Source organism: Massilia aurea (genome assembly GCF_040790145.1).
Taxonomy (GTDB): domain Bacteria; phylum Pseudomonadota; class Gammaproteobacteria; order Burkholderiales; family Burkholderiaceae_D; genus Telluria; species Telluria aurea_C.
Genome location: NZ_JBFMMP010000014.1, coordinates 42,356 through 64,995, shown reverse-complemented (window position 1 = coordinate 64,995; position 22,640 = coordinate 42,356). Strand labels below are relative to the sequence as shown.

The 22,640-nt window shown below is 62.6% G+C and carries 22 protein-coding genes; 6 read left to right on the top strand and 16 right to left on the bottom strand.

Annotated elements, in window-relative coordinates; all coding sequences use genetic code 11:
• Nucleotides 1–70: 70 nt before the first annotated feature.
• From AB2N08_RS17785 to AB2N08_RS17770, 4 genes are all read right to left on the bottom strand, one after another.
• Nucleotides 71–748 carry a response regulator gene (locus tag AB2N08_RS17785; protein WP_367612225.1) on the bottom strand — a complete coding sequence of 226 codons (678 nt, stop codon included), beginning with the start codon at nt 746–748 and terminating at the stop codon, nt 71–73.
• Between the two features lie 12 nt (nt 749–760).
• Entirely contained in the window at nt 761–5,008 is a 4,248-nt protein-coding gene (locus AB2N08_RS17780; protein ID WP_367612224.1) for a hybrid sensor histidine kinase/response regulator, read from the bottom strand.
• 2 nt (nt 5,009–5,010) lie between these two features.
• Nucleotides 5,011–6,156, bottom strand: a complete 1,146-nt coding sequence (locus AB2N08_RS17775; protein WP_370662434.1) for a patatin-like phospholipase family protein — start codon at nt 6,154–6,156, stop codon at nt 5,011–5,013.
• Nucleotides 6,157–6,326: 170 nt separating this feature from the next.
• Nucleotides 6,327–6,572 (bottom strand): hypothetical protein, encoded by a 246-nt coding sequence (locus tag AB2N08_RS17770; protein WP_367612222.1) that lies wholly within the window; start codon nt 6,570–6,572, stop codon nt 6,327–6,329.
• 149 nt (nt 6,573–6,721) lie between these two features.
• Between AB2N08_RS17770 and AB2N08_RS17765 the strand changes: the two genes are divergently transcribed.
• The 4 genes from AB2N08_RS17765 to AB2N08_RS17750 are packed head-to-tail and all read left to right on the top strand — an operon-like array spanning nt 6,722 to nt 8,780.
• A complete protein-coding gene (locus AB2N08_RS17765) occupies nt 6,722–7,213 on the top strand; it encodes an Hcp family type VI secretion system effector (RefSeq protein ID WP_367612221.1) in 492 nt (163 codons plus the stop codon).
• An 8-nt stretch (nt 7,214–7,221) separates the two neighbouring features.
• A complete protein-coding gene (locus AB2N08_RS17760) occupies nt 7,222–7,605 on the top strand; it encodes a hypothetical protein (protein WP_367612220.1) in 384 nt (127 codons plus the stop codon).
• Nucleotides 7,586–8,176 carry a hypothetical protein gene (locus tag AB2N08_RS17755; protein ID WP_367612219.1) on the top strand — a complete coding sequence of 197 codons (591 nt, stop codon included), beginning with the start codon at nt 7,586–7,588 and terminating at the stop codon, nt 8,174–8,176. Before AB2N08_RS17760 ends, AB2N08_RS17755 begins: the two co-directional genes overlap by 20 nt.
• Nucleotides 8,177–8,189: 13 nt before the next feature.
• Complete coding sequence (locus AB2N08_RS17750) at nt 8,190–8,780, top strand: hypothetical protein (protein ID WP_367612218.1); 591 nt, start codon at nt 8,190–8,192, stop codon at nt 8,778–8,780.
• Nucleotides 8,781–8,823: 43 nt separating this feature from the next.
• On the opposite strand, the gene ggt is transcribed toward AB2N08_RS17750, so the two are convergent.
• From ggt to AB2N08_RS17705, 9 genes are all read right to left on the bottom strand, one after another.
• Complete coding sequence (gene ggt / locus AB2N08_RS17745; RefSeq protein WP_367612282.1) at nt 8,824–10,611, bottom strand: gamma-glutamyltransferase; 1,788 nt, start codon at nt 10,609–10,611, stop codon at nt 8,824–8,826.
• 95 nt (nt 10,612–10,706) lie between these two features.
• On the bottom strand, nt 10,707–11,465 hold the full coding sequence (locus tag AB2N08_RS17740) for a 3-hydroxyacyl-CoA dehydrogenase (protein WP_367612217.1): 759 nt from the start codon (nt 11,463–11,465) through the stop codon (nt 10,707–10,709).
• 108 nt (nt 11,466–11,573) lie between these two features.
• Nucleotides 11,574–12,143 carry a hypothetical protein gene (locus tag AB2N08_RS17735; protein ID WP_367612216.1) on the bottom strand — a complete coding sequence of 190 codons (570 nt, stop codon included), beginning with the start codon at nt 12,141–12,143 and terminating at the stop codon, nt 11,574–11,576.
• A gap of 215 nt (nt 12,144–12,358) precedes the next feature.
• Nucleotides 12,359–13,015, bottom strand: a complete 657-nt coding sequence (gene adk, locus AB2N08_RS17730) for an adenylate kinase (protein WP_367612215.1) — start codon at nt 13,013–13,015, stop codon at nt 12,359–12,361.
• A gap of 186 nt (nt 13,016–13,201) precedes the next feature.
• Nucleotides 13,202–13,954 (bottom strand): 3-deoxy-manno-octulosonate cytidylyltransferase, encoded by a 753-nt coding sequence (kdsB, locus tag AB2N08_RS17725; RefSeq protein ID WP_367612214.1) that lies wholly within the window; start codon nt 13,952–13,954, stop codon nt 13,202–13,204.
• A 10-nt stretch (nt 13,955–13,964) separates the two neighbouring features.
• Nucleotides 13,965–14,135, bottom strand: coding sequence for a Trm112 family protein (locus tag AB2N08_RS17720; RefSeq protein WP_005669111.1), 171 nt, complete (start codon nt 14,133–14,135; stop codon nt 13,965–13,967).
• The gene (gene lpxK, locus AB2N08_RS17715; protein ID WP_367612213.1) at nt 14,116–15,144 is read right to left on the bottom strand and encodes a tetraacyldisaccharide 4'-kinase; all 1,029 of its coding nucleotides are present in this window, start codon (nt 15,142–15,144) and stop codon (nt 14,116–14,118) included. The genes AB2N08_RS17720 and lpxK overlap by 20 nt, the downstream gene beginning before the upstream one ends.
• Before the next feature lie 39 nt (nt 15,145–15,183).
• Nucleotides 15,184–15,621 (bottom strand): ExbD/TolR family protein, encoded by a 438-nt coding sequence (locus AB2N08_RS17710; protein ID WP_367612281.1) that lies wholly within the window; start codon nt 15,619–15,621, stop codon nt 15,184–15,186.
• Nucleotides 15,621–16,229: a MotA/TolQ/ExbB proton channel family protein gene (locus tag AB2N08_RS17705; RefSeq protein ID WP_367612212.1), complete on the bottom strand. Its 609-nt coding sequence runs from the start codon at nt 16,227–16,229 to the stop codon at nt 15,621–15,623. The genes AB2N08_RS17710 and AB2N08_RS17705 overlap by 1 nt, the downstream gene beginning before the upstream one ends.
• A gap of 1,065 nt (nt 16,230–17,294) precedes the next feature.
• On the opposite strand from AB2N08_RS17705, the gene xseA reads away from it, so the two are divergent.
• Complete coding sequence (xseA, locus tag AB2N08_RS17700; protein WP_367612211.1) at nt 17,295–18,656, top strand: exodeoxyribonuclease VII large subunit; 1,362 nt, start codon at nt 17,295–17,297, stop codon at nt 18,654–18,656.
• Between the two features lie 110 nt (nt 18,657–18,766).
• Nucleotides 18,767–19,345 (top strand): superoxide dismutase, encoded by a 579-nt coding sequence (locus AB2N08_RS17695; RefSeq protein ID WP_367612210.1) that lies wholly within the window; start codon nt 18,767–18,769, stop codon nt 19,343–19,345.
• 712 nt (nt 19,346–20,057) lie between these two features.
• Here AB2N08_RS17695 and AB2N08_RS17690 read toward each other — a convergent pair.
• From AB2N08_RS17690 to AB2N08_RS17680, 3 genes are all read right to left on the bottom strand, one after another.
• Nucleotides 20,058–21,173, bottom strand: coding sequence for a hypothetical protein (locus AB2N08_RS17690; RefSeq protein ID WP_367612209.1), 1,116 nt, complete (start codon nt 21,171–21,173; stop codon nt 20,058–20,060).
• 114 nt (nt 21,174–21,287) lie between these two features.
• Complete coding sequence (locus AB2N08_RS17685) at nt 21,288–22,061, bottom strand: DUF1883 domain-containing protein (RefSeq protein WP_367612208.1); 774 nt, start codon at nt 22,059–22,061, stop codon at nt 21,288–21,290.
• A gap of 303 nt (nt 22,062–22,364) precedes the next feature.
• Nucleotides 22,365–22,595, bottom strand: a complete 231-nt coding sequence (locus AB2N08_RS17680) for a DUF2188 domain-containing protein (protein ID WP_367612207.1) — start codon at nt 22,593–22,595, stop codon at nt 22,365–22,367.
• Between the last annotated feature and the right edge of the window lie 45 nt (nt 22,596–22,640).

The following is a 22,640-nucleotide window of genomic DNA, read 5'->3' as shown; positions in this document are numbered from 1 at the left end:
AAGCAAATCACCGGCAAGCGGATTTCTCGCGCGGTCATGCCGCCGGCATCAACCATTGGAAGCCGCCAATTCACGCACCCGCCACGCGTGCGATCTGGCGCGCCACCGCCACCTGCGCCAACGCCAGGCCTGCCGCCAGCGGAGGGCGATCGAGCGCCGCTGCGGCGTCGTGCAGGCCAAGCATGACGCAGCCCTCACGCAAGCGCGCCAGTTGCCCCGCACCTTCGCTCACCCCGCCCTGCGCCGCCTGCAACTGGTGCAACAGGCCATCGAGATACAGGCGCAGGCGATCGAGGTCGATGCCGAGCCGGCGCGCCACGGCGTCCGGCGCTTCGTCGTTCGCGTCAAACGGTGGAAAGAGGCGCTCGAACTGGGCCCGCACGTCCTCCTGGCGAAACGGCTTGACGATGTAGCCGCTGGCGCCGGCCAGCGCCGCCTCGTCCATCGTGGCGCTGTCGGACGCCGCCGAGACCAGCACGAACGGCAGCGCGGCCAGCGGTGCGGCCTGGCGCACGCGCTGCAGCAGTTCGAGGCCGGACAGGTGCGGCATGCGCAGGTCGCAGAACACGATGTCGGGCCGCAGCCCCTGTTCGAGCTGGCGCCAGGCGTCGGCGCCATCGTCGGCTTCGACGATCGCATGGCTGCCGCAGCTGTCCACCAGATGCAGCAGCATCATGCGCGCCACCACGTCGTCGTCGATCACCAGCACCTTCATCGCGTCTCCACCAGCTTCGTCACGGACCTGCATTATAAGCAGGTGTCATGACGGCGCCCCCGTTTCGAAGGTGTCGAGAAATTCGGCCAGCTGCGGCAGGCCGGCGCGCAGGCGCTGCGCGTCCTGCCTGTCGGCGGCTGCTTCCAGCTCGCCGCACAGCGTTTCCAGCGCCGGCTCGCTCAGGTAGGCAGCGCTGCCGCGCAGGCCATGCAGGATGCGGCCCGCGGCCTCGTAGTCATCGCTCGCCAGCGCGGCGCCCAGTTCGGCGCGCCGGCGCGGCAGGTCATTGCAGAATGCAGTGCGCAAGCGAAGCGCCAGGGCGTCGACGGGTGCGGCCGGTCGTGGCGACGCCTGCACGCCGAACATCGCGTCGAGAGCGGCCGGTGTGGGTGCGGCTGGCACGGATGCAGGCGTCGGCGCGGCCACCGGCTGCGTTGCCATCAGCGGCAGGGAAAACCCGCGCTGCAGCTGCCGTTCGATGGCGCGTGCCAGTTGCAGGTGCAGCGCCGCTTCGTCGATCGGCTTGGTCAGGAACGCATCCATGCCGCAGGCCAGGTAACGGGCGCGGTCTTCGCCGCTGGCGTTGGCGGTGAGCGCCACGATCATCACGTGCTGGTCGAGCACCGGCGCGTTGTGCGGCCCGCCGCTGCGGATCAGGCGCGTGGCGCTGGCGCCGTCCATCTCCGGCATGCGCCCATCCATCAGCACCAGGTCGTAGCGCTTGCGGGCGCACGCGGCCACCGCGAGGGCGCCGTTGTCCACGATGTCGATCGCATGGCCCATCTCTTCGACCATCAGGCGCGCGATGATCTGGTTGGTCGGGAAATCCTCGGCGCACAGGATCGCCAGCCGGTGGCTGTGCGGCGCGCGCGCCACGTGCGGGATGTGGGCCGGCTCGATACCGTCGCGCAGCGGCAGCAGCACCGAGAACACGCTGCCCTCGCCTTCGACGCTGTTGACGCCGATGGTCCCGCCCATCAGCTCGACCAGCTGGCGGCAGATCGCCAGGCCCAGGCCCGTGCCGCCGTAGCGGCGCGTGGTGGTGGTGTCGGCCTGCTCGAATTTCTGGAACAGGCGCGGCAAGGCGGCGGCCGGGATGCCGATGCCGGTGTCGCGCACCGTGAAGCGGATCATATGGTGTTCGTGCACGCCATGCTGATCGCCCGGCCGGCACGCCACATGGATCGTCACGCCGCCCACCCGGGTGAACTTGAAGGCATTGCCGACCAGGTTGACCAGCACCTGGCGCACGCGCGTCGGATCGCCCACCACGTAGCGCGGCACGTTGTCGTCGACCAGCACCGAAAATTCCAGGTCCATCATGGCCGCCTGCTCGTGGAACAGGCTGGCCACGTTGCGCATCTTGACGTGCAGGTCGAAGTCGATCCGCTCCACCGTCAGCTTGCCGGCCTCGATCTTCGAAAAGTCGAGCAGGTCGTTGATGATCGCCAGCAGGGCCTGGGCATTGGCCTGGCCGCGCAGGATCTGCTCGCGCGTGTTCTCGCGCAGCGCCAGGTCGCGCAGCGCGAAGCCCAGCATGCCGATTACACCGGCCAGAGGCGTGCGCATCTCGTGGCTCATATTGGCCAGAAATTCCGACTTCTGGCGCGTCGCATCTTCGGCGCGCTCCTTGGCCTGGCGCAGCACCTCTTCGTTGTCCTGCAAGGCGCGGTAGGCGCGCGCCAGCTCGTTGCTCTGATGGCGGCCGCGCCGCTCCTGCTCGCGCAATTCCTGCGTCTGGTGCTCGAGCATGCGGTTCTGCTGCTCGACCTGTTCGGTGCGCGCGCTCACCTGGTGCTCCAGGCGCTCCTTCTGGCGGCGCAGGCTGGCAAAGCGGATGCGCATGCCGATGTAGATCGCGGCGCAGATCGACATGATCAAGCCGATCCGGAACCACGCGGTGCCCCACGGCGGCGGCTCGATCGTGATGGCCAGCGCGGCCACGTCTTCGCTCCAGATATCGTCCTTGTTGGCCGCCCTCACCCGGAACACATAGGTGCCCGGATCGAGATTGGTGTAGGTCGCAAAGCGCTTGTCGGCGCCGGCATTGACCCAGCCCGCATCGAAACCATCAAGGCGGTAGGCGAAGCGGTTGCGCTCGGGCGCAGCGAAATGCAGCGCCGCAAACTCGATCGTGATCACGGCGGCGTCGGACGGCAGCGTGATGGTGCTGGCATGCTCGACCGGTCCCGGCAGCAGGCCCGGAAACACCTGCTCCACTGGCCGGTTGAACACCTGCAGGCCGGTGATCACCGGGCGCGGCGGGATGCGGTTGTCATGGATCGCGCGCGGATCGAACGCGGTCAGCCCATTGAAGCCGCCGAAGTACAGGGTGCCGTCGCTCGTCCTGAGCGCGGCCGAATCGAAGAACGCGCCTTCGCTGATGCCGTCGGCCGCCCTGTAGCTGCGCCAGCGTCCGCTGGCCGGGTCGAAGCTCGAGATGCCGCTCGAGGTGCTGGCCCAGATGCGCCCGTCCGCGTCTTCCAGGATGGCCGACACCGAATCGTCGACCAGGCCGTCGCGCGTGGTGTAGCGTGTGAAGCTCAGCGTGCCGTCCGGCCCCGTGGCCATGCGGTTCAGGCCCACGCCGGTGCCGATCCAGATATCGCCCCGGCTGTCTTCGAGCAGCGACTGCACTTCGTTGTGGCTGATGCTGTTCGGGTCGAACGGATCGTGGCGGAAGTGGCGGAACCGCCCGCTGGCGCGGTCCAGCAGTTCCAGGCCCGAGAACGTCCCGACCCAGAAACGCCCGTGCCGGTCTTCCAGCATCGGCCGCACGATGTTGTCGGTCAGGCTGGTGAACCTGGCCGGGTCGTGCCGGTAACTCGTCACCGCGCGCGTGCCGGCCGCCAGCCGGTGCATGCCGCCGCGCGTGCCGATCCAGATCGCGTCGTCGCGATCGACCAGCATCGAGCGCACCTGGTTGGCGTCGGCGTCCCCAGGCAGCACCTGGCGCCGGAAGCGCCGCGTGGCCGGATCGAAGCTGGTGACGCCGCCACGGCTACCGATCCACAGCAGGCCGGCGCGATCGCGCACGATGGCCGCTGCCGGCACGTCGATCAGGCTGTTCGGGTTATCCTTCTGGTGCCGGTACACGTCGGCCTTGCCGGTGGCCGGATCGAACCGGTGCAGCGCGGTGGCCGAGCCGACCCACAGGTGGTCACCATCCTGCAGCAGCGCGCGGATCTTGTTGTCGGCCAGCGAATCGGGTGCGCCGGGGCGCCCGACGATGCGCGCGAAGCCGCCGCCGCCCAGGTCCACGCGAGAGACCCCGCCGTACCAGGTGCCGGCCCAGAAGGTGCCCACGCGGTCGCGATACAACGCCGATACATAATTGTCGGCCAGGCTGTGGCGGTCGGCGACAGCGTGACGGAAGGCGTCGAAGCGGTCTCCCTGCGCGCGCCAGCGGTACAGGCCTTCGTCGTGCGTTCCCACCCACACCGTGCCTTCGGCATCCTGATGCAGGGTAGTGATCCATTCACTGCCGATGCCGTCGGCCGGCCCGAAGCGGTGCAGCACGCCCTGGCCCGGCCCGCCCGGGCCGTGGCGTTCGAGCCGTCCGTTACGGCCTACCCACAACCGCTGCTGGCTGTCGACCAGCAGCGCATGCACCGGAACGTCGCGCCCGGCCAGATCAGATGCGTGGTGCTCGATGCGCAGGCGGTCCGCACTCAAACTGTCCAGGCCTGCCGCACTGCCGATCCACAGGCGTCCGTCGCCGCCCAGCGCCAGGGCGTCGATATTATCGTCGCGTAGCGTGCGCGGATCCTTTGGAAGGTGGTGCCAGACCGTGAACTTGCCGGTGTCGATGTCGAAGTGCTGCAGGCCGTCGGCCGTGCCGATCCACAGGCCGTCCTGGCCATCGCTGATCATCGTCTTGATCTGGCGGTTGCCGGCCCCGCGCCGCGCCGGCTCGTTCGGCGCGTACAGTGTAAAGCTGCGGGTGGCCGGGTCGTAGCGATTCAGGCCGCCATCGGTGCCAAGCCACATGCGCCCGTGGCGATCGCGCAGCATCACGCGCACCCAGTTGCTGGCCAGGCTGCGCGGGTTGCCGATCTCGCTGCGGTAGTTCACGAAGCGGTAGCCGTCGTAGCGCGACAGGCCGGACTGGGTGCCGAACCACATGAAGCCATCGCGGTCCTGCAGGATCGACAGCACCGACTCTTGCGCCAGGCCGTGCTGCACCGACAGGTGCTCGAAGCGCAGCGTCGGCTCGGGCGCCGTGGCCCGCGCGACCGGTGCGAACACGATGGTCAGCGCCAGCAGCGCCAGGATCAGGAAAGACCGCAGCACCGTCACTCCGCGAAGAAGGCCAGTACGTCGCCGCGCCGCGCCAGGGTATCGTGCTCGCCAAGGCGAATCAGCTCGCGCGTGTAGCTGGCTTCGAACAGCAGGTACGACGCCAGCGTCGCCCCGCGCGATTCAAGCGCGCCGAGTGCGCCAAGCAGCGTGCGCACGGGCGCCGGCAGGCTCGATGTGTGGCGCGCCGCGATGTCGTCGAGCCGCTCGGACGGCGAGATCATCAGCAGTTTTACTTCACGCAGCGGCATCTGCGCGCGGGCTTCGGGCGGGATGCGCGCCAGCGTGTCGTTCACGCGTTCGAGACGCTCGACGTCGGCCGCCAGGCTATCGAGAAAAATCGATGACAGCGCATGGCCCGCCACCTGCGCCAGGCTCGGATAGCCGCCCTGGCCCGGATCGTCCACGCGCGGCTCGGTCACGCGCCCGGCGCCCACGACCAGCACGCGCGTGGCGCCCAGGTGGATCGCCGGCGCGATCGGCGCCGCCTGGCGCATCGAGCCGTCGCCGCAGAATTCGCGGCGCCCGGCCAGGTACAGCGGCACGGCCGGAAACACGAAGGGAATGGCGCTCGAGGCCAGCAAGTGCTCGACGCCGATCTGCGTGGCCAGCGCCACACGGCCATGGCGCACCCACGGTTCGACCCGGGCCGCGCTCTGGTAAAACGTCAGGTGATGGCCGCTGCTGTACGACGACGCGGTGATCGCCAGCGCGTGCAGCTTGCCGTCGGCGAGATTGGCGTCCAGGCGCGGCAGGTCGAGCACGCGATGCAGCAGGCCCGCCAGCGGCGTGTTATCGAGCAGGGACGCGGGCGGCGCGGCGCGCCACTGGCGCAGCAACCAGCCGAACGACAGCAGCGAGAGCCAGCGCGCGCCCGAGCGCAGCACCGACAGCGAGTCGGCCCGGTACACGGCGCCGACCTGGACGTTTTCCCACACCGCCAGCAAGCCGCGCACGGCGCTGACGAAGTTATCGGCGCGGCAGGCCAGCGCGGCAGCATTCAGAGCGCCGGCCGAGGTACCGCAGATGATATCGAACGGCATCTTCTCGGGCGGATGGCCGGCCTCCTGCAAGATGCGGGCGATGGCGTGCAAAACCCCGGCCTGATAGGCGGCGCGCGCTCCTCCCCCTGTCAGGATCAATCCGGTTTTCTGTTTGCTGTCCACGCCAGCAGGTTAGCAAATTCTGCTTGTCTTGAGGCAAATAAGGGGTGGAAATGACACGAATATGTCGCTCACTGTCGCCTGGCTGTCGGGATTGACCCGGCAGAGACCGTGGCAGACATCGATCGAGAGCGTGCGCGTCGTGCGCGTCACATGTCCCAGTTCGTGTAGAGATCGATGAATCGAATCCAGCGATACAGTGCACCGTACAGCCCGACCACGCCCAGCAAACCGTACTCCCACGCGCCGTTGAACCCCTGCGACAATCCTTGCAGCCCGCCCCAGAGCGCGTATGCGCAGACGAAAGTGATCGCCAGATTGATATGCAGCGCGTCACTCTTCGCCTTGCTTTTCTCGCATGCGACCTTGTCGACGATGTTGTTACTTTGCCTCATACCTGCCTCGATCGGTTTTCGTCAACCGACTATTTTACCGGAGCTTGTACTTACGCGCACGGCATCAATCGATTCGCCCGGGAAGGCAATGGCGCTGTGCACGTTATCTATGATTGCGAACTGAACACTCGATCATATTCGGAGGCACTATGGCAAGCGACGTGTACCTGCAAATAGATGACATCAAGGGCGAATCACAGAACAGCGCTCACAAGGACTGGATCGAGTGTTCCTCTGTTCACTGGGGCATCATGCAGCCCCGCTCGGCGTGTTCGTCTTCCAGCGGTGGTCATACCGCAGAGCGCTGCGAGCTTGACGACATCATGTTCCACAAGCTGGCCGACCTGTCTTCGCCCATCCTCATGCAAACCTGCGCGACCGGCAAGACGATACCGAAGGCCAAATTTGAATTCATGCGCGCCGACGGCGATGGAACGCCGATCAAGTACTTCGAGATCGAGCTGGAGAACGTGCTGATCGGTCAGGTGACGCCGGGCATCGAGGCGGGCTCCCTGCTGGCGGAAAACATCTGTTTGAAGTTCTCCAAGGTGCGCTGGAAGTACAGCCAGCAGAAGATCAGCGGTGGTGGTGGCGGGTCCACGGTTGGTGGGTGGAATCTGGCGCAGAACAGAACCGTGTAGGTATCGACATGCCTGTTGATGTCGAAACATACACCACTCACCTACGGAACAATGCGAAACAGTACAGTCAGGGGATGTGTGCCAAATATGTCCGCCTGGCCTTGGCTGCTGGCGGCGCGTCCACAAACGGAACACACCCCGGCCATACAAAAGACTGGGGACCCGTACTGCTGCGGCTCGGCTTTCATCGTCTTGTTGTGGAAAATTCAGACACCTTCATTCCCATGAAAGGCGATGTGGTCGTCATCCAGCCTCATTCAGCTGAAAGCCCTTCTGGCCATATCGCCGCGTACGATGGAAAAATCTGGATCTCGGATTTCAAACAACGCGACTTTTGGTCAGGCGCAAACTATAGAAAGAAAAGGCCATCCCATGTTTTCTACCGTCCATAAGCAGCTTGTCACCGTAGCCTTGCTCATCAGCGCGAGCGGCAATCTGTCGGCGCAACCGCCACCGCGTATTCTTCGGGATCCGCTCATGGAATTACGGTATGAGCATGCAAAAATACGTTTCGAGCCGTTGTCCATGCAGGCAATCGCCGGGTGTTCCACTTTAGCGAACGACGAACATAGTAGCGGCGTACATTTTGTTTTCGCGAAAGCTGGCGATGCCTCTGGCTGGACCTATTACCTTCTCAATGGCTATGATGTTCGGAAAAAGCCCGGGCCTCCCGACTTGCTCGAGTATTTTACTGGCGGGCATGGATTGATCGTGCGAAGTCGAGGTCCCGAGTGCCTGGTTATCGATAACGACGCCAGAGAAACATTCAGGGATCCGGTATTCAATGAAGAATACCCCGAAGATGTGCACCAGCGCCTGGCAATCGACTTCGCAGACCGGCTGGCCACAGCCTTCGGTGGCAAGGAGCCGCTTCGGGTGCAGATCTTGAAGCAGCGCGTGGATCTCGACATGCTACCGGATGAACTGCGCCACGCGTTCAAAGACCTGCGCCTGCTGAAATAGAGGGGACGCTGCGATGTCATCCAACATGATCAAGCCACTTGTCTGCGCCGTCTTGCTCGGTATCGCGAGCGGACTGTCTTGCGCCCAACCGATGCCACGTCTTTTGCAAGATCCAGTCCTCGGCCTTCGGTATGAACCCGCCTCGATCCAGTTTGCGACCGTACCGCAGCAATTGCTGAACGATTGCCCGGTACTGACCGACGGAGGGCATCAACGACGCGCCTTCTTTATTTTCGCCAGCGCCAGCGACACGTCCGGCCGGCTTTATTACCTGCTCAACGGCTATGAAGTTCGGCACCGCCTCGGGGATGCCCGTTTTCCCCGATATGTCGTCGATGAATATGGGCCACTCATCATGATGCAAAACCGGGCGTGCGTCATGATCGAGCACGAAGGCGCCGACAGACTCCTGGGGCGAACTTTTACAAAAGAATATTCTCAGGACATTCAACGGCGACTGCTGACCGACTACGCGAAGCGGCTTGTTGCAGCCTATGGCAGCAAAAACAAACTGCGCGTGGAACTGTCGAATCAATACGTCGATCTGGACACGCTGCCGCAAGAGCTTCGCGCCGCGTTCAAAGACCTGCAGCTCATCAAATAAAAAAGCCGACTCACCCGAGTCGGCTTTTCATTCCTCGCACGTCCTAATCGCCCCTGGCAACGCCTTCCCGGCGCGGATCGGCGCCACCGAACCACATCGGCACGCCTTTTACCGATATGCGCTCGATGCCGTGCAGGCCCGACGTCTGCTCGCTCACGCGAACCGCATGCCCGCGCGCGCGCAGCACGTCGAGCGTGGCTTCGGGGAAGCGCCCTTTTTCCAGCTCGGTCGGCCCGTTGCGGCTGCCAAAGTTCGGCAGCGCGATCGCCTGCTGCACGTTCAGGCCCCAGTCAAGCGTGCCGACCAGCACCTTGGCCACATAATTGATGATGGCCGGGCCACCGGGCGAACCAATGGCGAGCACCAGCCTGCCACTGTCGCGCTCGAACACGATGGTCGGCGACATCGCGCTGCGCGGCCGTTTATTCGCTTCGACGCGGTTGGCCACCGGGCCATCGGCGTCGCGCGCGCTGAACGAAAAGTCGGTCAGCTGGTTATTCAGCATGAAGCCATCGACCATCTGGCGCGAACCGAATGCGTCTTCGATCGTCGTCGTGATGGCCAGGCCAGCGCCATTGCCGTCGACCACCGAGATGTGCGAGGTCGACGGCGTTTCGATGGCGTTGTCGGTGCCCCACGCAACGTCCATCCCCGGCGGCGTGCCGGCTTTCGCCTCGCCCATCGAGCGCGCGCCCACCAGCCTGGCGCGCGCGGTCAGGTAGCCCTTGTCGATCAGGCTCGGGATGCCGCGCCCCGGTAGTGGCACGAAGTCGGCGTCGGCCGCGTAGCGATTGCGGTCGGCGTAGGCTAGCCGCCCCACTTCCGAGAACACGTGCACGGCTTCGGCGCCCGGCACGCCGTCCTTCGGCGCGAGCGCTTTCATGTCGAAGGTCTCGAACATGCCCAGCATCTGCGCCACGGCAATCCCGCCCGACGACGGCGGCGGCATGCCGCATACGGTGTAAGCGCGATAGTCGCTGCAGACGGGCGTGCGCACCTTCGCCCGGTAGTCGGCGATGTCCCTGGCCGACAGCAGGCCGGGATTGGTTGGATGCGCGGCCACCTTGGCGGCGATGTCGCGCGCGAAGCGGCCCGTGTAGAACACGTCGGCGCCGCCGGCGGCGATCTCGCGCAGCGTAGCAGCCAGCGCCGGATTCTTCAGCACATGCCCCACCGGCCACGGCTTGCCCGACGCGTCATAGAAGTAGGCGGCGGCCACCGGGTCCTTGATCAGGAAGGTTTCGCCGGCCAGCATCTTGTTCATGCGCGGGCTGACCTTGAAGCCTTGTTCCGACAGGCGAATCGCCGGTGCGAACAGCGCTTTCCACGGCAGCTTGCCGTGCTGGCGGTGCGCCATCTCGAGCATGCGCAGCACGCCGGGCGCGCCGACCGAGCGGCCGCCGACCACGCCTTCGGTGCGTGAGAGCGGCGTGCCGTCGGGGCGTTCGAACAGGTGCTCGTCGGCCTTGCTCGGCGCGGTTTCGCGGCCGTCAAACGCCTGCGTTTGCTTGCCGTCGTAGTGGACCATGAAGGCGCCGCCGCCGATGCCGGACGATTGCGGCTCGACCAACGTCAGCACCAGTTGCGTGGCGATGGCCGCATCGATGGCGGCCCCGCCCTGGCGCAGGATCTGGTAGCCGGCCTCGACCGCCAACGGATTGGCGGCGGTGACCATGTACTTGCGGGCTTGCCAGCCGTTTTTCTCGGTGTAGCCGGTCGCCGCCTCGGGCGCGGCCTGCAGTGAATCCTGGGCCCACAGGGGCGTGGTCGTGGCGCCGGCCAATGCCAGGCCGAGTGCAAGCTTGCTGAGTGTGTTCAAACGGATCTCCATGAAAGCAAACGGGCGCATGGCCAATGCCATGCGCCCGACATCGAAGACATGCTACAGCATCTTCGAAATGCTTTCAGGACACGTTATTAAAAAGCCTATTTCGGCTGCATGCGGATCGCGCCATCGAGGCGGATCGTCTCGCCATTGAGCATCACGTTCTCGATGATCGCGCGCGCCAGGTGGGCAAATTCGGTTGGCAACCCCAGGCGTGGCGGGAACGGCACCATCTTGCCCAGCGAATCGCGCACTTCCTGCGGCATGTTCATCAGCATGGGCGTCTCGAAAATGCCCGGCGCGATGGTCATCACGCGAATGCCGTTGCGGGCCAGGTCGCGCGCCATTGGCAGGGTCAGGCCGGCCACCGCTGCCTTGGACGACGCGTAGGCCGCCTGCCCCATCTGGCCGTCGAAGGCGGCGACCGACGCCGTATTGATGATGATGCCGCGCTCGCCATGCTCGACCGCTTCGGTCTTGCCCATCGCCTCGGCGGCCAGGCGCGCCATATTGAAGGTGCCGACCAGGTTGATGTTCACGGCGCGCTGGAACACGTCCAGCGGGTGCGGGCCGTCCTTGCCGACAGTCTTCACGGCCGGCGCCACGCCGGCGCAATTGACCAGGCCGCGCAGCGCGCCCAGCGCGACTGCAGCATCGACGACGGCCTGGGCGTCGGCTTCCTGGGTGACGTCGCAGCGGACGAACTGGCCTTGCAATTCGGTGGCGAGCGCCTGGCCGGCCTCGACCTGGACGTCGGCGATGACGACGGTCGCGCCATGTTCGGCGAGCATGCGCGCGGTGGCCGCGCCAAGACCGGAGGCGCCACCGGTGACGATGAAGACGTTATCCTGGATGTGCATGGTTGTCCCTTGTGAAAATTCTTGTGCGCCTATTTTGCCCGTCTTTAACGTTTACGTAAACGTCAAGCAGGAAAAAGCGAATTGTCGGGACGACCGGCCTGGCTTACTTCAGAAACACTGCACCGTGGTGCCGCTGCGGTTGCACAGGCGACCGGCGCTGTTCACGCTCGCGCTGCCGACAGTGCCGGTGGTCGTGGCGCCGGTGGCATCAACGCAGGTCGCGCCGATGCACGGGCCCACCTGGCTGGTGGTGGGCACGACCGGCGTTGGCGCGCTCGTGGCAGGTGCGACGACGGTTGGCGCGTTCGGCGAGGCCAGGCGTGCGGCGCTGTCGATCTGCTGCTGGACCGAACGGCGGGCCGTCGGTTGCACGCCCTGCTCTTGCTGGGTCTTCGGCGACGGCGTCGGCTGCGGACGTACATTCTGCGGCGCCGGATGCGTGGCCGGATCGATATCCTTCAGACGCGATGGTTCCTGGCGGCCGGTGGCTTTTTCTTCCTGCGTCTTCGGCTGCATGTCGATCGGCGCTGCCGGCGTCGCGCTCTGCTGGCCGTCGAGGGATGGACGGTACGTCTCGCCGGTGGCCGGCTGCCCCTGGGTGGCACCCGTCGTCTGGGCACTGGCGCTGGCAGCGGCAAAAGCCAGCAGCATGGCGAGGATGGCGTTGTTCTTTTTCATGGAAGACCTCTCAGGGTTGTAGACGGATAACTTATTATCGTCTTGCCAACCCGCACACGGCGCACGGGAAACAATTGCTCACAATTGTACGGTGTAATGACGGTCGAGGTTTTTCTTGGGAAAGTGGCGATCAGCGCTGAAGACAATTTGCCGACAGCCCAAAAACGTCGTTCCCGCCTCCGCAGGAACGACGTGGTGGTACTTTTTAAGCTGTCTTATTCAGCCAGCGCCGCAAACGCGTTGTCACGCACCTGCTCGACCGGGCCGACGCCCGTGATGCGGCGGTACTTTGGCGCACCTGGCAGGCCCGACTCGGCCCACTTGCCGTAGTAACCCAGCAGCACCTTGGTCTGGTTGTGATACACCTCGAGGCGTTTCGACACGGTCTCGGCCTTGTCGTCGTCGCGCTGGATCAGCTGCTCGCCGGTGACGTCGTCGGTGTCGGCGACTTTTGGCGGGTTGAACTTGACGTGGTACACGCGGCCCGAGGCAGCGTGCGAGCGGCGGCCCGTCATGCGTTCGAGGATCAGTTCATCCGGGACGTCGATCTCGAGGACGTAATCGATGGTCACGCCGCTGTCCTTCATCGCTTCAGCCTGCGCGATGGTGCGCGGGAAGCCGTCGAACAGGTAGCCGTTCTGGCAATCTGCGTCCTTCAGGCGCTCCTTGACCAGGCCAATGATGATGTCGTCCGACACGAGTTGGCCGGCATCCATCACTTTTTTGGCGGCCAGGCCCAGTTCGGTGCCAGCCTTGATCGCGGCGCGCAGCATGTCGCCGGTCGAGATTTGCGGGATGCCGAACTTTTCTTTGATGAAATTGGCCTGGGTGCCCTTGCCCGCACCGGGTGCTCCTAACAGAATGAGACGCATGAGTTTCCTGAGTTTCTAGAAAATAGAGAAAAGTAAAATGACGAATACGGTGATCTTTTTGATATTGCGCTTACCTGGTAGAGACGGAAGTTACCACAAAAGTTGGCGTAAAAGCCAGCCGCAAGCCCTTGCAGCGAGGATATTTGATCCTGCGCAGAGAGCTCTTTGCGGCCCTTGTGGTTTACATCAAGACGTGTAATGCAAACGCACCCGCGCCAGATCCTCCGGGGTGTCGACGCCCGCTGGCGGTGCGCTGTCAGTGATGTGGACGGCGATGGGGTACCCGTGCCACAGCACGCGCAACTGCTCCAGCGCCTCGATCGATTCAAGCGGCGACACTGTCAATTTCGGATAAGCCTGCAAGAAAGCGTTGCTATATGCATACAGCCCGATGTGGCGCAGCGGCGCGTAGCCGCTGGGAAGCGACTCGAGCGTCTGGGCGAAGGCGTCGCGGTGCCATGGAATCGTGGCGCGCGAGAAATACAATGCGCGCCCGTGCCTGTCGAGCACGACCTTGACCACGTTCGGGTTGAACACCTCGGCGGCATCGAGGATCGGATGCGCGCAGGTGGCCATCGGCACGTCGGCGCCGATACGGGCGGCGCAGGCCGCCAACAGGCGCGGGTCGATCAGCGGTTCGTCGCCCTGCAGGTTGACGACGACGTCATCACCGGCCAGGCCCAGCACCTGCGCCACTTCGGCGATGCGATCGGTGCCGGACGGGTGATCGGCGCGCGTGAGCACGGCGCTCACGCCATGCTCGGCGCAGGCGGCGGCGATGTCGGCGTGGTCGGTGGCGACGATGATCCGGGCCGCGCCCGATTCACGGGCACGCTCGGCCACGCGCACCACCATCGGCTTGCCGCCCAGGTCGGCCAGCGGCTTGTTCGGCAGGCGGGTCGACGCCAGGCGCGCCGGGATGATGACGGTAAAGCTCATGCCGGGCGAATCAAGCAGGCTCGATCTTGCGGGCCTGGTCGGCCCACATGATCGGGATGCCGTCGCGGATCGGATACGCGAGGCGGTCGGCGCGGCAGGTCAGCTCCTGCGCCTTTTTGTCGAGTTCAAGCGGCCCTTTGCACAACGGGCAGACCAGGATATCAAGCAGGCGAGCGTCCACGACATTTCTCCACGATTTGTTCAGCCAGCGCAGGGTCGAGCTGCGCCGTCACCGGCACGACCCACAAACGCGGATCGTCCTTCAGATTATCAATTTGTCGACATTTTACTGCATCCTTCTCCGTGATCAGGATGATGTCGGTGTCGAGAAGCGCAAACGGGTCGTCCAGGAAGTCGTGATGGTCGGGCAAGGCCAGCTCGCCCGGCGCCAGGCCGGCCGCGCGCAGCATCGTGAAAAAGCGGCCCGGATTGCCGATGCCGGCGGCGGCGACAATGCGCTGGCCGCGCAGATCGGCCAATGGCACGCGCTCCCCGCCGCCGTGCAGCGGCTCGGCATACTGGCCCGACAGCAACATGCGGTAAGGATGACCACCGACCGACTGCGCCAGCGCCGGCGTAATCTCGGTGACATTGACCACCGTAAAATCGCGCCGGCGCGACGCCGGCTCGCGCAGCGGCCCGGCCGGCAGCAGCCAGCCATTGCCCACGCCCCGGCCGTCGAACAGCACAATCTCGATGTCGCGCGCCAACGCGTAATGCTGCAGGCCGTCGTCGGTGATGATCACGTCGACGTCCGGGTGCGCCGCCAGCAGCGCCCTGCCCGCCTCGGCGCGCTGGCGCCCGATGACGACCGCACACCCGGTATGCTGGGCAATCAAGAGCGGTTCGTCGCCCACGTCGCGCGGATCGGACTGCGGCGTGACCGCGCGCGGCGCGCCCGCCTGGCCGCCGTGGCCACGCGAAATGATGCCCGGCTGCATGCCGGCCGCGCGCAGTGCCTCGGCCAGCCAGATCGTCAGCGGCGTCTTGCCGGTGCCGCCAATAAAGATGTTACCGACCACGATGACCGGCACCGGCAGCCGTTCGGCGGCCTTGAAGCCGTACCGAAACAGCCAACGGCGCACGGCGGCCAGCGCGCCGAACAGCAGCGCCACCGGCAGCAGCAGGATCGCCAGCGGGCCGCGCCGCAGCCATGCGCGGGTCAGGGTCGATTCGAGGGAGGATGCCATGCGAGAGAATGCCGGCCCGCTCGTCGCAGGCCGGTGAGGTTACTTGGCGGCGCCGGTCTGGGCGGCGAAGGTCAGCTTGTCGTAGCCGGCCACGCGCGCCGCTTCCAGCACATTGATCACCATCTGGTGCATCGCGAACTGGTCGGCGTTGACGATCACGACCGGGCTGGCCACCACCTGGCCGTCCGGCGTGCGCGCCGCGTTCTTCATATCTTGCGCCAGGCCCGCCACGCTGGTGAAGGCCACCGGCGTGTTATTGACCGTGTAGTTGCCCTTGGCGTCAACCGTGACATTGAGCTCGAACGGCTTTTGCGCCTGCTTCTCGGCCTCGGCCGTCGGCAAGGTGATCTGCAGTTCGGTGAACTTGCTGTAGGTGGTCGAGACCATCAGGAAGATCAGGACCACGAGCAGCACGTCGATGAACGGGATCAGGTTGATCTCCGGATCCTCGCGCTTGCGGCCACGGCGAAAATCCATCATTTGCGGGCACCGTGGACGACGTCGACAAACTTCACGGCCTGCAGTTCCATGTCGACGATATAGGTGTCGACCAGGTTGCGGAAGTGGCGGTAGGCGACCAGTGCCGGCATGGCGATGGCCAGGCCGAAGCCGGTGTTGTACAGCGCCACCGAGATGCCGTGGGCCAGCTGGGCCGGATTATTCCCGCCGGTTGGCGACGACGCGCCGAAGATCTCGATCATGCCCACCACCGTGCCGAACAGGCCCATCAGCGGGGCGAGCGAGGCGATGGTGCCGAGCGTGGTCAGGAAGCGTTCGAGGTTCTGGGCCACGCCGCGGCCGGCTTCCTCGATCGACTCTTTCATCACGTCGCGCGGGGTGTCGACATTGCGCAGCGCCGCGGCCAGCACGGTGCCAAGCGGCGAATTCTGTTCCAGCTTGCTGATCACGTCCGGCGTGGCCTTGCCAGTGTGGTGCACGCGGATGACTTCATCGAGCAGATTGCGGGGGAGGATTTTCTCGCGGCGCAGCGTGATCAGGCGTTCGACGATGAGGGCGACGGCAACGATCGAGGCGAACAGCAGGAACCAGATAGGCCAACCTGCGGCTTGAAAGATGGCGAGCAAGAGATACTCCTGAGAGGAAAAAAGTCAATTCGGCAATGTAGCAAGTTGGCAGCGAAGCGGCAAGTAGAGTTCTGCACATCTTCTGTGGATAAAATTGTGCGCAAGGCGCTGGACGCGCCATAAGCATGTTGATTTCAAAGGGCTTTCTGCGCCTGCGCAAGAAAGTGGCAGTCTCATGACTTGGCTCAATCGGGCGATTCAGCAATGGTTCGTTTGGCAACGCCGCACTCACGGTATGTAGTTGCGAACACATTCTGTGGACAAAATTGTGCGCAAGGGTGATTGATAACGCATAAGCCGTTGATTTCAAACGACTTCAGCAGCAAGCCTGTTTTGGAGGCAGCACCTGGACGAGGTTGCCCGGCTGTTCTTCTGTGTACTTCCACACACTTATTGTGGACAAAAGTGTGAGCAAGACACCTTTTATGACATTAAGCCCTTGATTTAAATCAAAAATATATCAACGCTTAAAATTTGAGCACATGACTACTAATGCCAATAAAACGTGCCTTTTCGCGGGTGAATGCCACGTTTATTTGGCTTCCACGGCCGTTGTGCACAGAATATTCGCCCTATGCACACTTTGTGTGGATAAGAGTGTGAGGAAGCCTCAAGTTAGCGGCCTAAGTTTCTGATTCTAAAGGGAACTACCGGCGATGCGACAAATTCAGGCAGTGCGCTCGAACGCAACCTTGACGTCCCGAACGACAACAGTCACGATCAAAACGTCCGAGCGGCAACAAGAAAGCTGTGCACAGATTCTGTGGACAACTTTGTGATCAAGCCTGCCGCAATGCGCTTAAGTCATTGTTTCGTAACAATTCCACTGCGCCTGCCCAAGCGGCGCGCAGCATGATGGCAGGCGCCAGAGTTCCCCACAGATTGTGTGGATAAACTGCTCTCAAACGACATTACCAACCTCTCAAGCTCTTGATTTCAAACGAATTTCAATAGATTGCATTGAAAAGCAGCAATAATCGTCTTTTGTCTGCGGATTGCCATCATGGCGAAACCGGCGAGCGTGGGCGGCTATAATCGCTGCTCTCCGATTTTTCGCGACCGATCATGTTCCCGACCAGCGACGCCGATTCCGCCTACATGCCCCCTGCCGTTCTGAGCGTCACTGCCCTGAACCAGCAAGTGGCGCGCCTGCTCGAGCGGACTTTCCCGCTGACCTGGATCGGTGGCGAAATTTCCAATTTCACCCGCGCGGCGTCGGGCCACTGGTACTTCACGCTCAAGGACGACGCGGCCCAGGTGCGCGCCGTGATGTTCCGTGGTCGCGCGCAGGCGGCCGGCTTCATCCCGCGCGAAGGCGACAAGGTCGAGGTGCGCGCCCTGGTCACGCTGTATGGCGCGCGCGGCGACTACCAGATCAATGTCGAGGCGATCCGGCGCGCCGGCGTCGGCCAGTTGTACGAGGCGTTCTTGCGGCTCAAGGAAAAGCTGGCTGCGCAAGGCATGTTCGACGCCGACCGCAAGCGGCCGCTGCCGCTGTTCCCACGCAGCATCGGCATCGTCACCAGCCCCGGCGCCGCGGCGCTGCGCGACGTGCTGACCGCCCTGCGCCGGCGCGCGCCCCATGTGCACGTGGTGCTGTATCCGACACCGGTCCAGGGCCAGTTCGCCGCCGACAAGATCGCCGAAGCGATCATGACGGCCTCGCGCCGGGCCGAAGTCGACGTGCTGCTGGTGTGCCGTGGCGGCGGCTCGATCGAAGACCTGTGGAGTTTTAATGAAGAATGCGTGGCGCGCGCGATCGACGCCTGCGCGATTCCCGTGGTCTCGGGCGTGGGCCACGAAACCGACGTCACCATTGCCGACTTCGCCGCCGACGTGCGTGCCGCGACGCCCACCGCCGCCGCCGAACTGGCCGCCACGCCCCGCGCCGACTGGCTCGCCTCGCTGCACGGCGACGCGCTCGACCTGCAACGCGCGCTGGATCGCCGCCTGGCCGACGCGAGCCAGGGTCTCGATAACCTGAGCCGCCGCCTGCTGAGCCCATCGGCCCAGATCGGCCACCAGCGCCTCAAGCTGCTGGCGCTGGCCACGGCCATGACGCACGCTGTCAAGCTGCCGCTCAACCGCCAGGGCCTGGTGCTGGCGCAACTCCAGCAACGGTGGAGCCGGCACCGGCCCGACATGCGCGCACTGCGGGCGCATCTGGCATCGGATGGCCGACACCTGCACACCAGCCTGCGGAACAACCTCAAGGGGCGGCGCGACGCCCTGAACGGCCTGGCGGCGCAGCTGGAACTGCTCAACCCGCAGCGCACGCTCGAGCGCGGCTACGCCATCGTGCGCGATGGTAAAGGGCAGATCGTGCGCGACCCGGCCCAGATCCATGCGCGCGAGACATTGCTTATCCGCTTGGCCAATGGCAGCGCCGAGGTCGGCGTGGCGCAGGTACAGAGCGTGCTCGGGTAACGAACCCTGGCTGCTTGGAAAGAAGATGCGACGATGCAACATCGCCGCATCCAGTTTAGAATAGCGCCGCTATCAGAACCGCAACCTTTCCAACCCAACAAGGATTCATCATGGAACACACCCTGCCAGCACTGCCGTATGCCAAGGACGCCCTGCAACCGCACATCTCGGCCGAGACCCTGGAATACCACCACGGCAAGCACCACCAGACCTATGTGACCAACTTGAACAATATGATCAAGGGCACCGAGTTCGAAGAGATGCCACTGGAAGAGATCGTCAAGAAGTCGTCGGGCGGCGTGTTCAACAATTCGGCCCAGGTCTGGAACCACACCTTCTTCTGGCACTGCATGACCCCGAACGGCGGCGGCGCGCCAACCGGCAAGGCACTGGACGCGATTAACGCCAAATGGGGTTCTGTCGACAAGTTCAAGGAAGAGTTCAATAAATCGGCACTGGGCAACTTCGGTTCGGGCTGGACCTGGCTGGTGCAAAAGGCCGACGGCAGCGTCGACATCGTCAACACGTCGAACGCCGCCACGCCACTGACCACCACCGACACGCCGCTGCTGACGGCCGACGTCTGGGAACACGCTTACTACATCGACTACCGCAACGCGCGCGCGAAGTTCCTGGAAGCGTTCTGGAATGTCGCCAACTGGGACTTCGTGAACAAGAACATGGCCTGAATGGCCTGAATGTTTCGTCATAATTAAGTTCGGAACAACTTAATAAAGATCGGAACAAACAGGTAGCGCTCAAGACTGTGCACGAATAAAGATCGGAACAACGATCTGCCTAACGTGTACTTTTTCGGCCCGCTGTGTTACGCGGGCCGTTTTTGTTACGATTTCGACTTCTTGTACCGAGTCCGTGGAAATAAGGTCTCATTCCGCCGAAAAGCTGTTAAAGCCGACGGACGGAAGTAACGCACCGATACTTTCCCAATGGGCTCAACAGACGGTTGTCGACAACTAATAAATTCTGAGACAAGATAATTGAGTTGGAGACACTGTTTGAGGCAGTCCTATCGACCGGACCGAGACTGGCAACCTTTTTTTTGGCTGCGAGGCTACCCAGCTCTAGAGATTGCCGAACTCGGCGAGCCTGAGGGCCTATCAGTCTCGACGTACCGTCGAAAAGCAGGCTGCACGCTCGACAGGATTTTAAGGCACGTCGCTTTCTACTGCATCGAACAGGCTGCCCCCGCTGACATCGATCGTCGTCAGACAAGGCCGATAAACGGTAGGCCAAGACATTCCTCCAGAAGCCACGGCACTCGACGGTGCACGCGAGCGCGTTTTCGCCTATAACTGGTAAGACGAATCCCCATCTACTGCCGAGGATTTTGGAGTGGCGATGAAAGTGGTAAGCGTAAGTCGGCGCTTTCCAACGACCTCTTCAGCTTGGAAGCAAGCGATTTAGCCGGCCAACAGTTGCATCGTAGAGCGCATCGTCAACGGTCCCCCGATCAACCCGACCGGTGCCTATATCAATGCCTCTTGGAGGGCTCTTCGGACCAAGCAAACTCAGATCATAGCTAACTACTGGCGTCAGACCTCCAGCTGCCGCTGGTATCAAACGCTCAATTTTCGTTAGCTTCGCAAAATTCGCTAGTGCCCGCTCGTTAGTGGCCGGGTATGGAAGCATGAGCAATTGCCCATCCCAATCGAACATTTGATCTGCAAACCTCAGGAAATACAGGTCCCAGGCAGTCGACTTTATGTTTGCACGTGCGGTGTCCCAGGGCGTGTTTGGCTGTGTACCCAGTAACCGTCCCGCAAGGTCATTGAAATAATGGAGCGCGAGCAAGGCTTCGCGACCCATAAACATGCCAAGTTCATCTTTTAGAAAATCTTTGTACTCTGCCCACTGGTCCATACTGGAAATGTTCTTCCTGTCAAACCTGCGCAGCAAAACCATTTTGGCAAGAGCGACCTCAATGGCGCGAATCATGTTCTCTAGCGACTTTATCGGGAATGTCTCGGCAAAACGCTCAACTCTATTGCGGGCTGCTTCCCCTATTGATGTAGCTGATTCGAGAACTAAGTAGTGCGCTATAGCTTCAGGGTTCTCGACAATTTCGCCGGTCCTTAGCCACTGCTCTTCGTCCATGGACTGTAATTTGAGTAGTGCCTCCGTGCGTCTCGTAGCATTCTCGAAAAAGGCGTCGGACGCACCGCTTTTGGCAAAATGCTCTTGGTAGTAAAATTGCAGCGAGAAATCCCATTTATTCTCGGTGAGGAACCTAAAAAACTCTAGAAACCCTTCTGAGACATTGCCCCTGTTCGCGAGCTTAACTAGATCGTCCGCCAAATTCGAATCCAGCAGTGCGGATGCACCAATCTGAAACTTGCGTTTACCGGAGGAAAGGAATTCGTTGTCGATGACGGATGGTTGCTTTCCCGAGTACAGATCGATGAGCGTTACATCAGGTTTTTGTCCGAAATCACGGGTTTCGCCCAAACATTGGGATTTGTAGGGGGAATTGGTTATTTCCCATAAAAATCTACTCATTTCTGCTCCGTATTCTAATGTCGATTTTTTTGAGTGAGAATATAAGGCGGCGACGCCTCAGGCCACCCAGCCCTTTAATGGGCTCGAGGAAATTCGCGCTCCACGGATAAGGGCCTATACCGACTCATAGGACTGAAGCAGCTCTGCAATTTCGGCAGCAATCTCATCGATAGTGTGTGTCGCCGTGCTGCGTGCCACTTTGTCGGCCAGCGATGGGCTGAAATTCACCACTTGCTGCTTCGTAATGTTGTGCCAAATCGGCAACAGGACCTGCTCTCCAGACACCGTCCTTGTCACGATGCCGTCGAGCTCGTAATTTGTCCATCCCTTCTTTATGAAGGCCGGAGAGAGCACTACAAGACCGACGCGGCTGTTGGCTAAGCCCTTGTCGATTTTTTGCCGTAGGCTGTCGCCTATGCGCAGGGTCATTTCGTCAAACCAAACATTCAGCCCATGCCCAATCAGAGCATTGGCCAGCGGGCGCACGAAATCATCCTTGTCTTCCGACGCATGAGAGATAAAGACGTCATGCGTCTCCCCACCGGACTCTGCTGGGCTCGGGACCTCGTCACGTACCAAGCCGGGAACCTCCGTTAGCGGCCGGTCCTGAATCTCTGGCAACACGCCAGGCACGACACGCACCGAAGCTTTCGTACTACCACGCAGTCCTTGCATGTCAACAGCGACATACCAACGACCGGAATTGGGAATCTGCAGACGCAGCGGCGAACGTTTAGCAAGGCCACCGATGTACCTATGTTGGCGGCCCGCCTGATAGCTGGAAAAATCTGAGCTCGACATTAACCTCACGTTGGCGCCGTTAGTGAGCGTGACTTCGACAACTTCACCGCGCTTGCGACTACCTAGATCAAATTTCAGAAAGTTCATGCTTCCTCGGTATGTACAATATTTAGACAGAAAGATTGATTTAGCGACCGGTTCCTGGGCGGACCAAAGTGAAGTTGACCAAACGTCGCCGTCTCGCAAACGTAGCTTCGGGCAGCCCCACCCTATCCCGGACCTACCGCACGAGACACTAATTGCCGTTCACGCGGCGATGCACCTCATCCGTAGCCTTGTCGCAACAGCCCTGAGCGGTGCATTTCAGCGATGAGGGATCGCGCCCCTCGACAGTGATTTGCGGACCTGCCGTGCTCAGGGCGACACACTCTATTAACGCGCAACGTGGCGTTAGCCAGGGGGTGGGAATGGATCGTTGCCGTGGCTGTCCTTGCTTTGGATTTTGCCATCGCGCCCATGGATCACTAGCTCGACGCCCTGGTTTGATGCGATTTCTCGCGCTCGGTCTACGGCTGCTTGCTTTGTAGGCAGAATCGCCGTTGCGCGATCCGAATTTTCTCGACGAACTGCCCAGCCCCCCGTCGAGTTGGGAACGACATGTTGATTGCTCTTCTTTGCCATGAAAACTCCTTTAAGATCGAGGGACGGAAGCGCCCACATGAGTAG

Bases quoted from the DNA above. Each gene is read 5' to 3' on its own strand.
- AB2N08_RS17770 (WP_367612222.1), bottom strand. From the start codon at position 6,572: ATGAGGCAAAGTAACAACATCGTCGACAAGGTCGCATGCGAGAAAAGC.
- AB2N08_RS17755 (WP_367612219.1), top strand. From the start codon at position 7,586: ATGTTTTCTACCGTCCATAAGCAGCTTGTCACCGTAGCCTTGCTCATC.
- ggt (WP_367612282.1), bottom strand. From the start codon at position 10,611: ATGGAGATCCGTTTGAACACACTCAGCAAGCTTGCACTCGGCCTGGCA.
- AB2N08_RS17685 (WP_367612208.1), bottom strand. From the start codon at position 22,061: ATGAACTTTCTGAAATTTGATCTAGGTAGTCGCAAGCGCGGTGAAGTT.
- AB2N08_RS17695 (WP_367612210.1), top strand. From the start codon at position 18,767: ATGGAACACACCCTGCCAGCACTGCCGTATGCCAAGGACGCCCTGCAA.
- adk (WP_367612215.1), bottom strand. From the start codon at position 13,015: ATGCGTCTCATTCTGTTAGGAGCACCCGGTGCGGGCAAGGGCACCCAG.
- AB2N08_RS17690 (WP_367612209.1), bottom strand. From the start codon at position 21,173: ATGAGTAGATTTTTATGGGAAATAACCAATTCCCCCTACAAATCCCAA.
- AB2N08_RS17735 (WP_367612216.1), bottom strand. From the start codon at position 12,143: ATGAAAAAGAACAACGCCATCCTCGCCATGCTGCTGGCTTTTGCCGCT.
- kdsB (WP_367612214.1), bottom strand. From the start codon at position 13,954: ATGAGCTTTACCGTCATCATCCCGGCGCGCCTGGCGTCGACCCGCCTG.
- AB2N08_RS17765 (WP_367612221.1), top strand. From the start codon at position 6,722: ATGGCAAGCGACGTGTACCTGCAAATAGATGACATCAAGGGCGAATCA.
- AB2N08_RS17710 (WP_367612281.1), bottom strand. From the start codon at position 15,621: ATGGATTTTCGCCGTGGCCGCAAGCGCGAGGATCCGGAGATCAACCTG.
- lpxK (WP_367612213.1), bottom strand. From the start codon at position 15,144: ATGGCATCCTCCCTCGAATCGACCCTGACCCGCGCATGGCTGCGGCGC.
- AB2N08_RS17750 (WP_367612218.1), top strand. From the start codon at position 8,190: ATGTCATCCAACATGATCAAGCCACTTGTCTGCGCCGTCTTGCTCGGT.
- AB2N08_RS17740 (WP_367612217.1), bottom strand. From the start codon at position 11,465: ATGCACATCCAGGATAACGTCTTCATCGTCACCGGTGGCGCCTCCGGT.
- AB2N08_RS17680 (WP_367612207.1), bottom strand. From the start codon at position 22,595: ATGGCAAAGAAGAGCAATCAACATGTCGTTCCCAACTCGACGGGGGGC.
- AB2N08_RS17785 (WP_367612225.1), bottom strand. From the start codon at position 748: ATGCAGGTCCGTGACGAAGCTGGTGGAGACGCGATGAAGGTGCTGGTG.
- AB2N08_RS17760 (WP_367612220.1), top strand. From the start codon at position 7,222: ATGCCTGTTGATGTCGAAACATACACCACTCACCTACGGAACAATGCG.
- xseA (WP_367612211.1), top strand. From the start codon at position 17,295: ATGTTCCCGACCAGCGACGCCGATTCCGCCTACATGCCCCCTGCCGTT.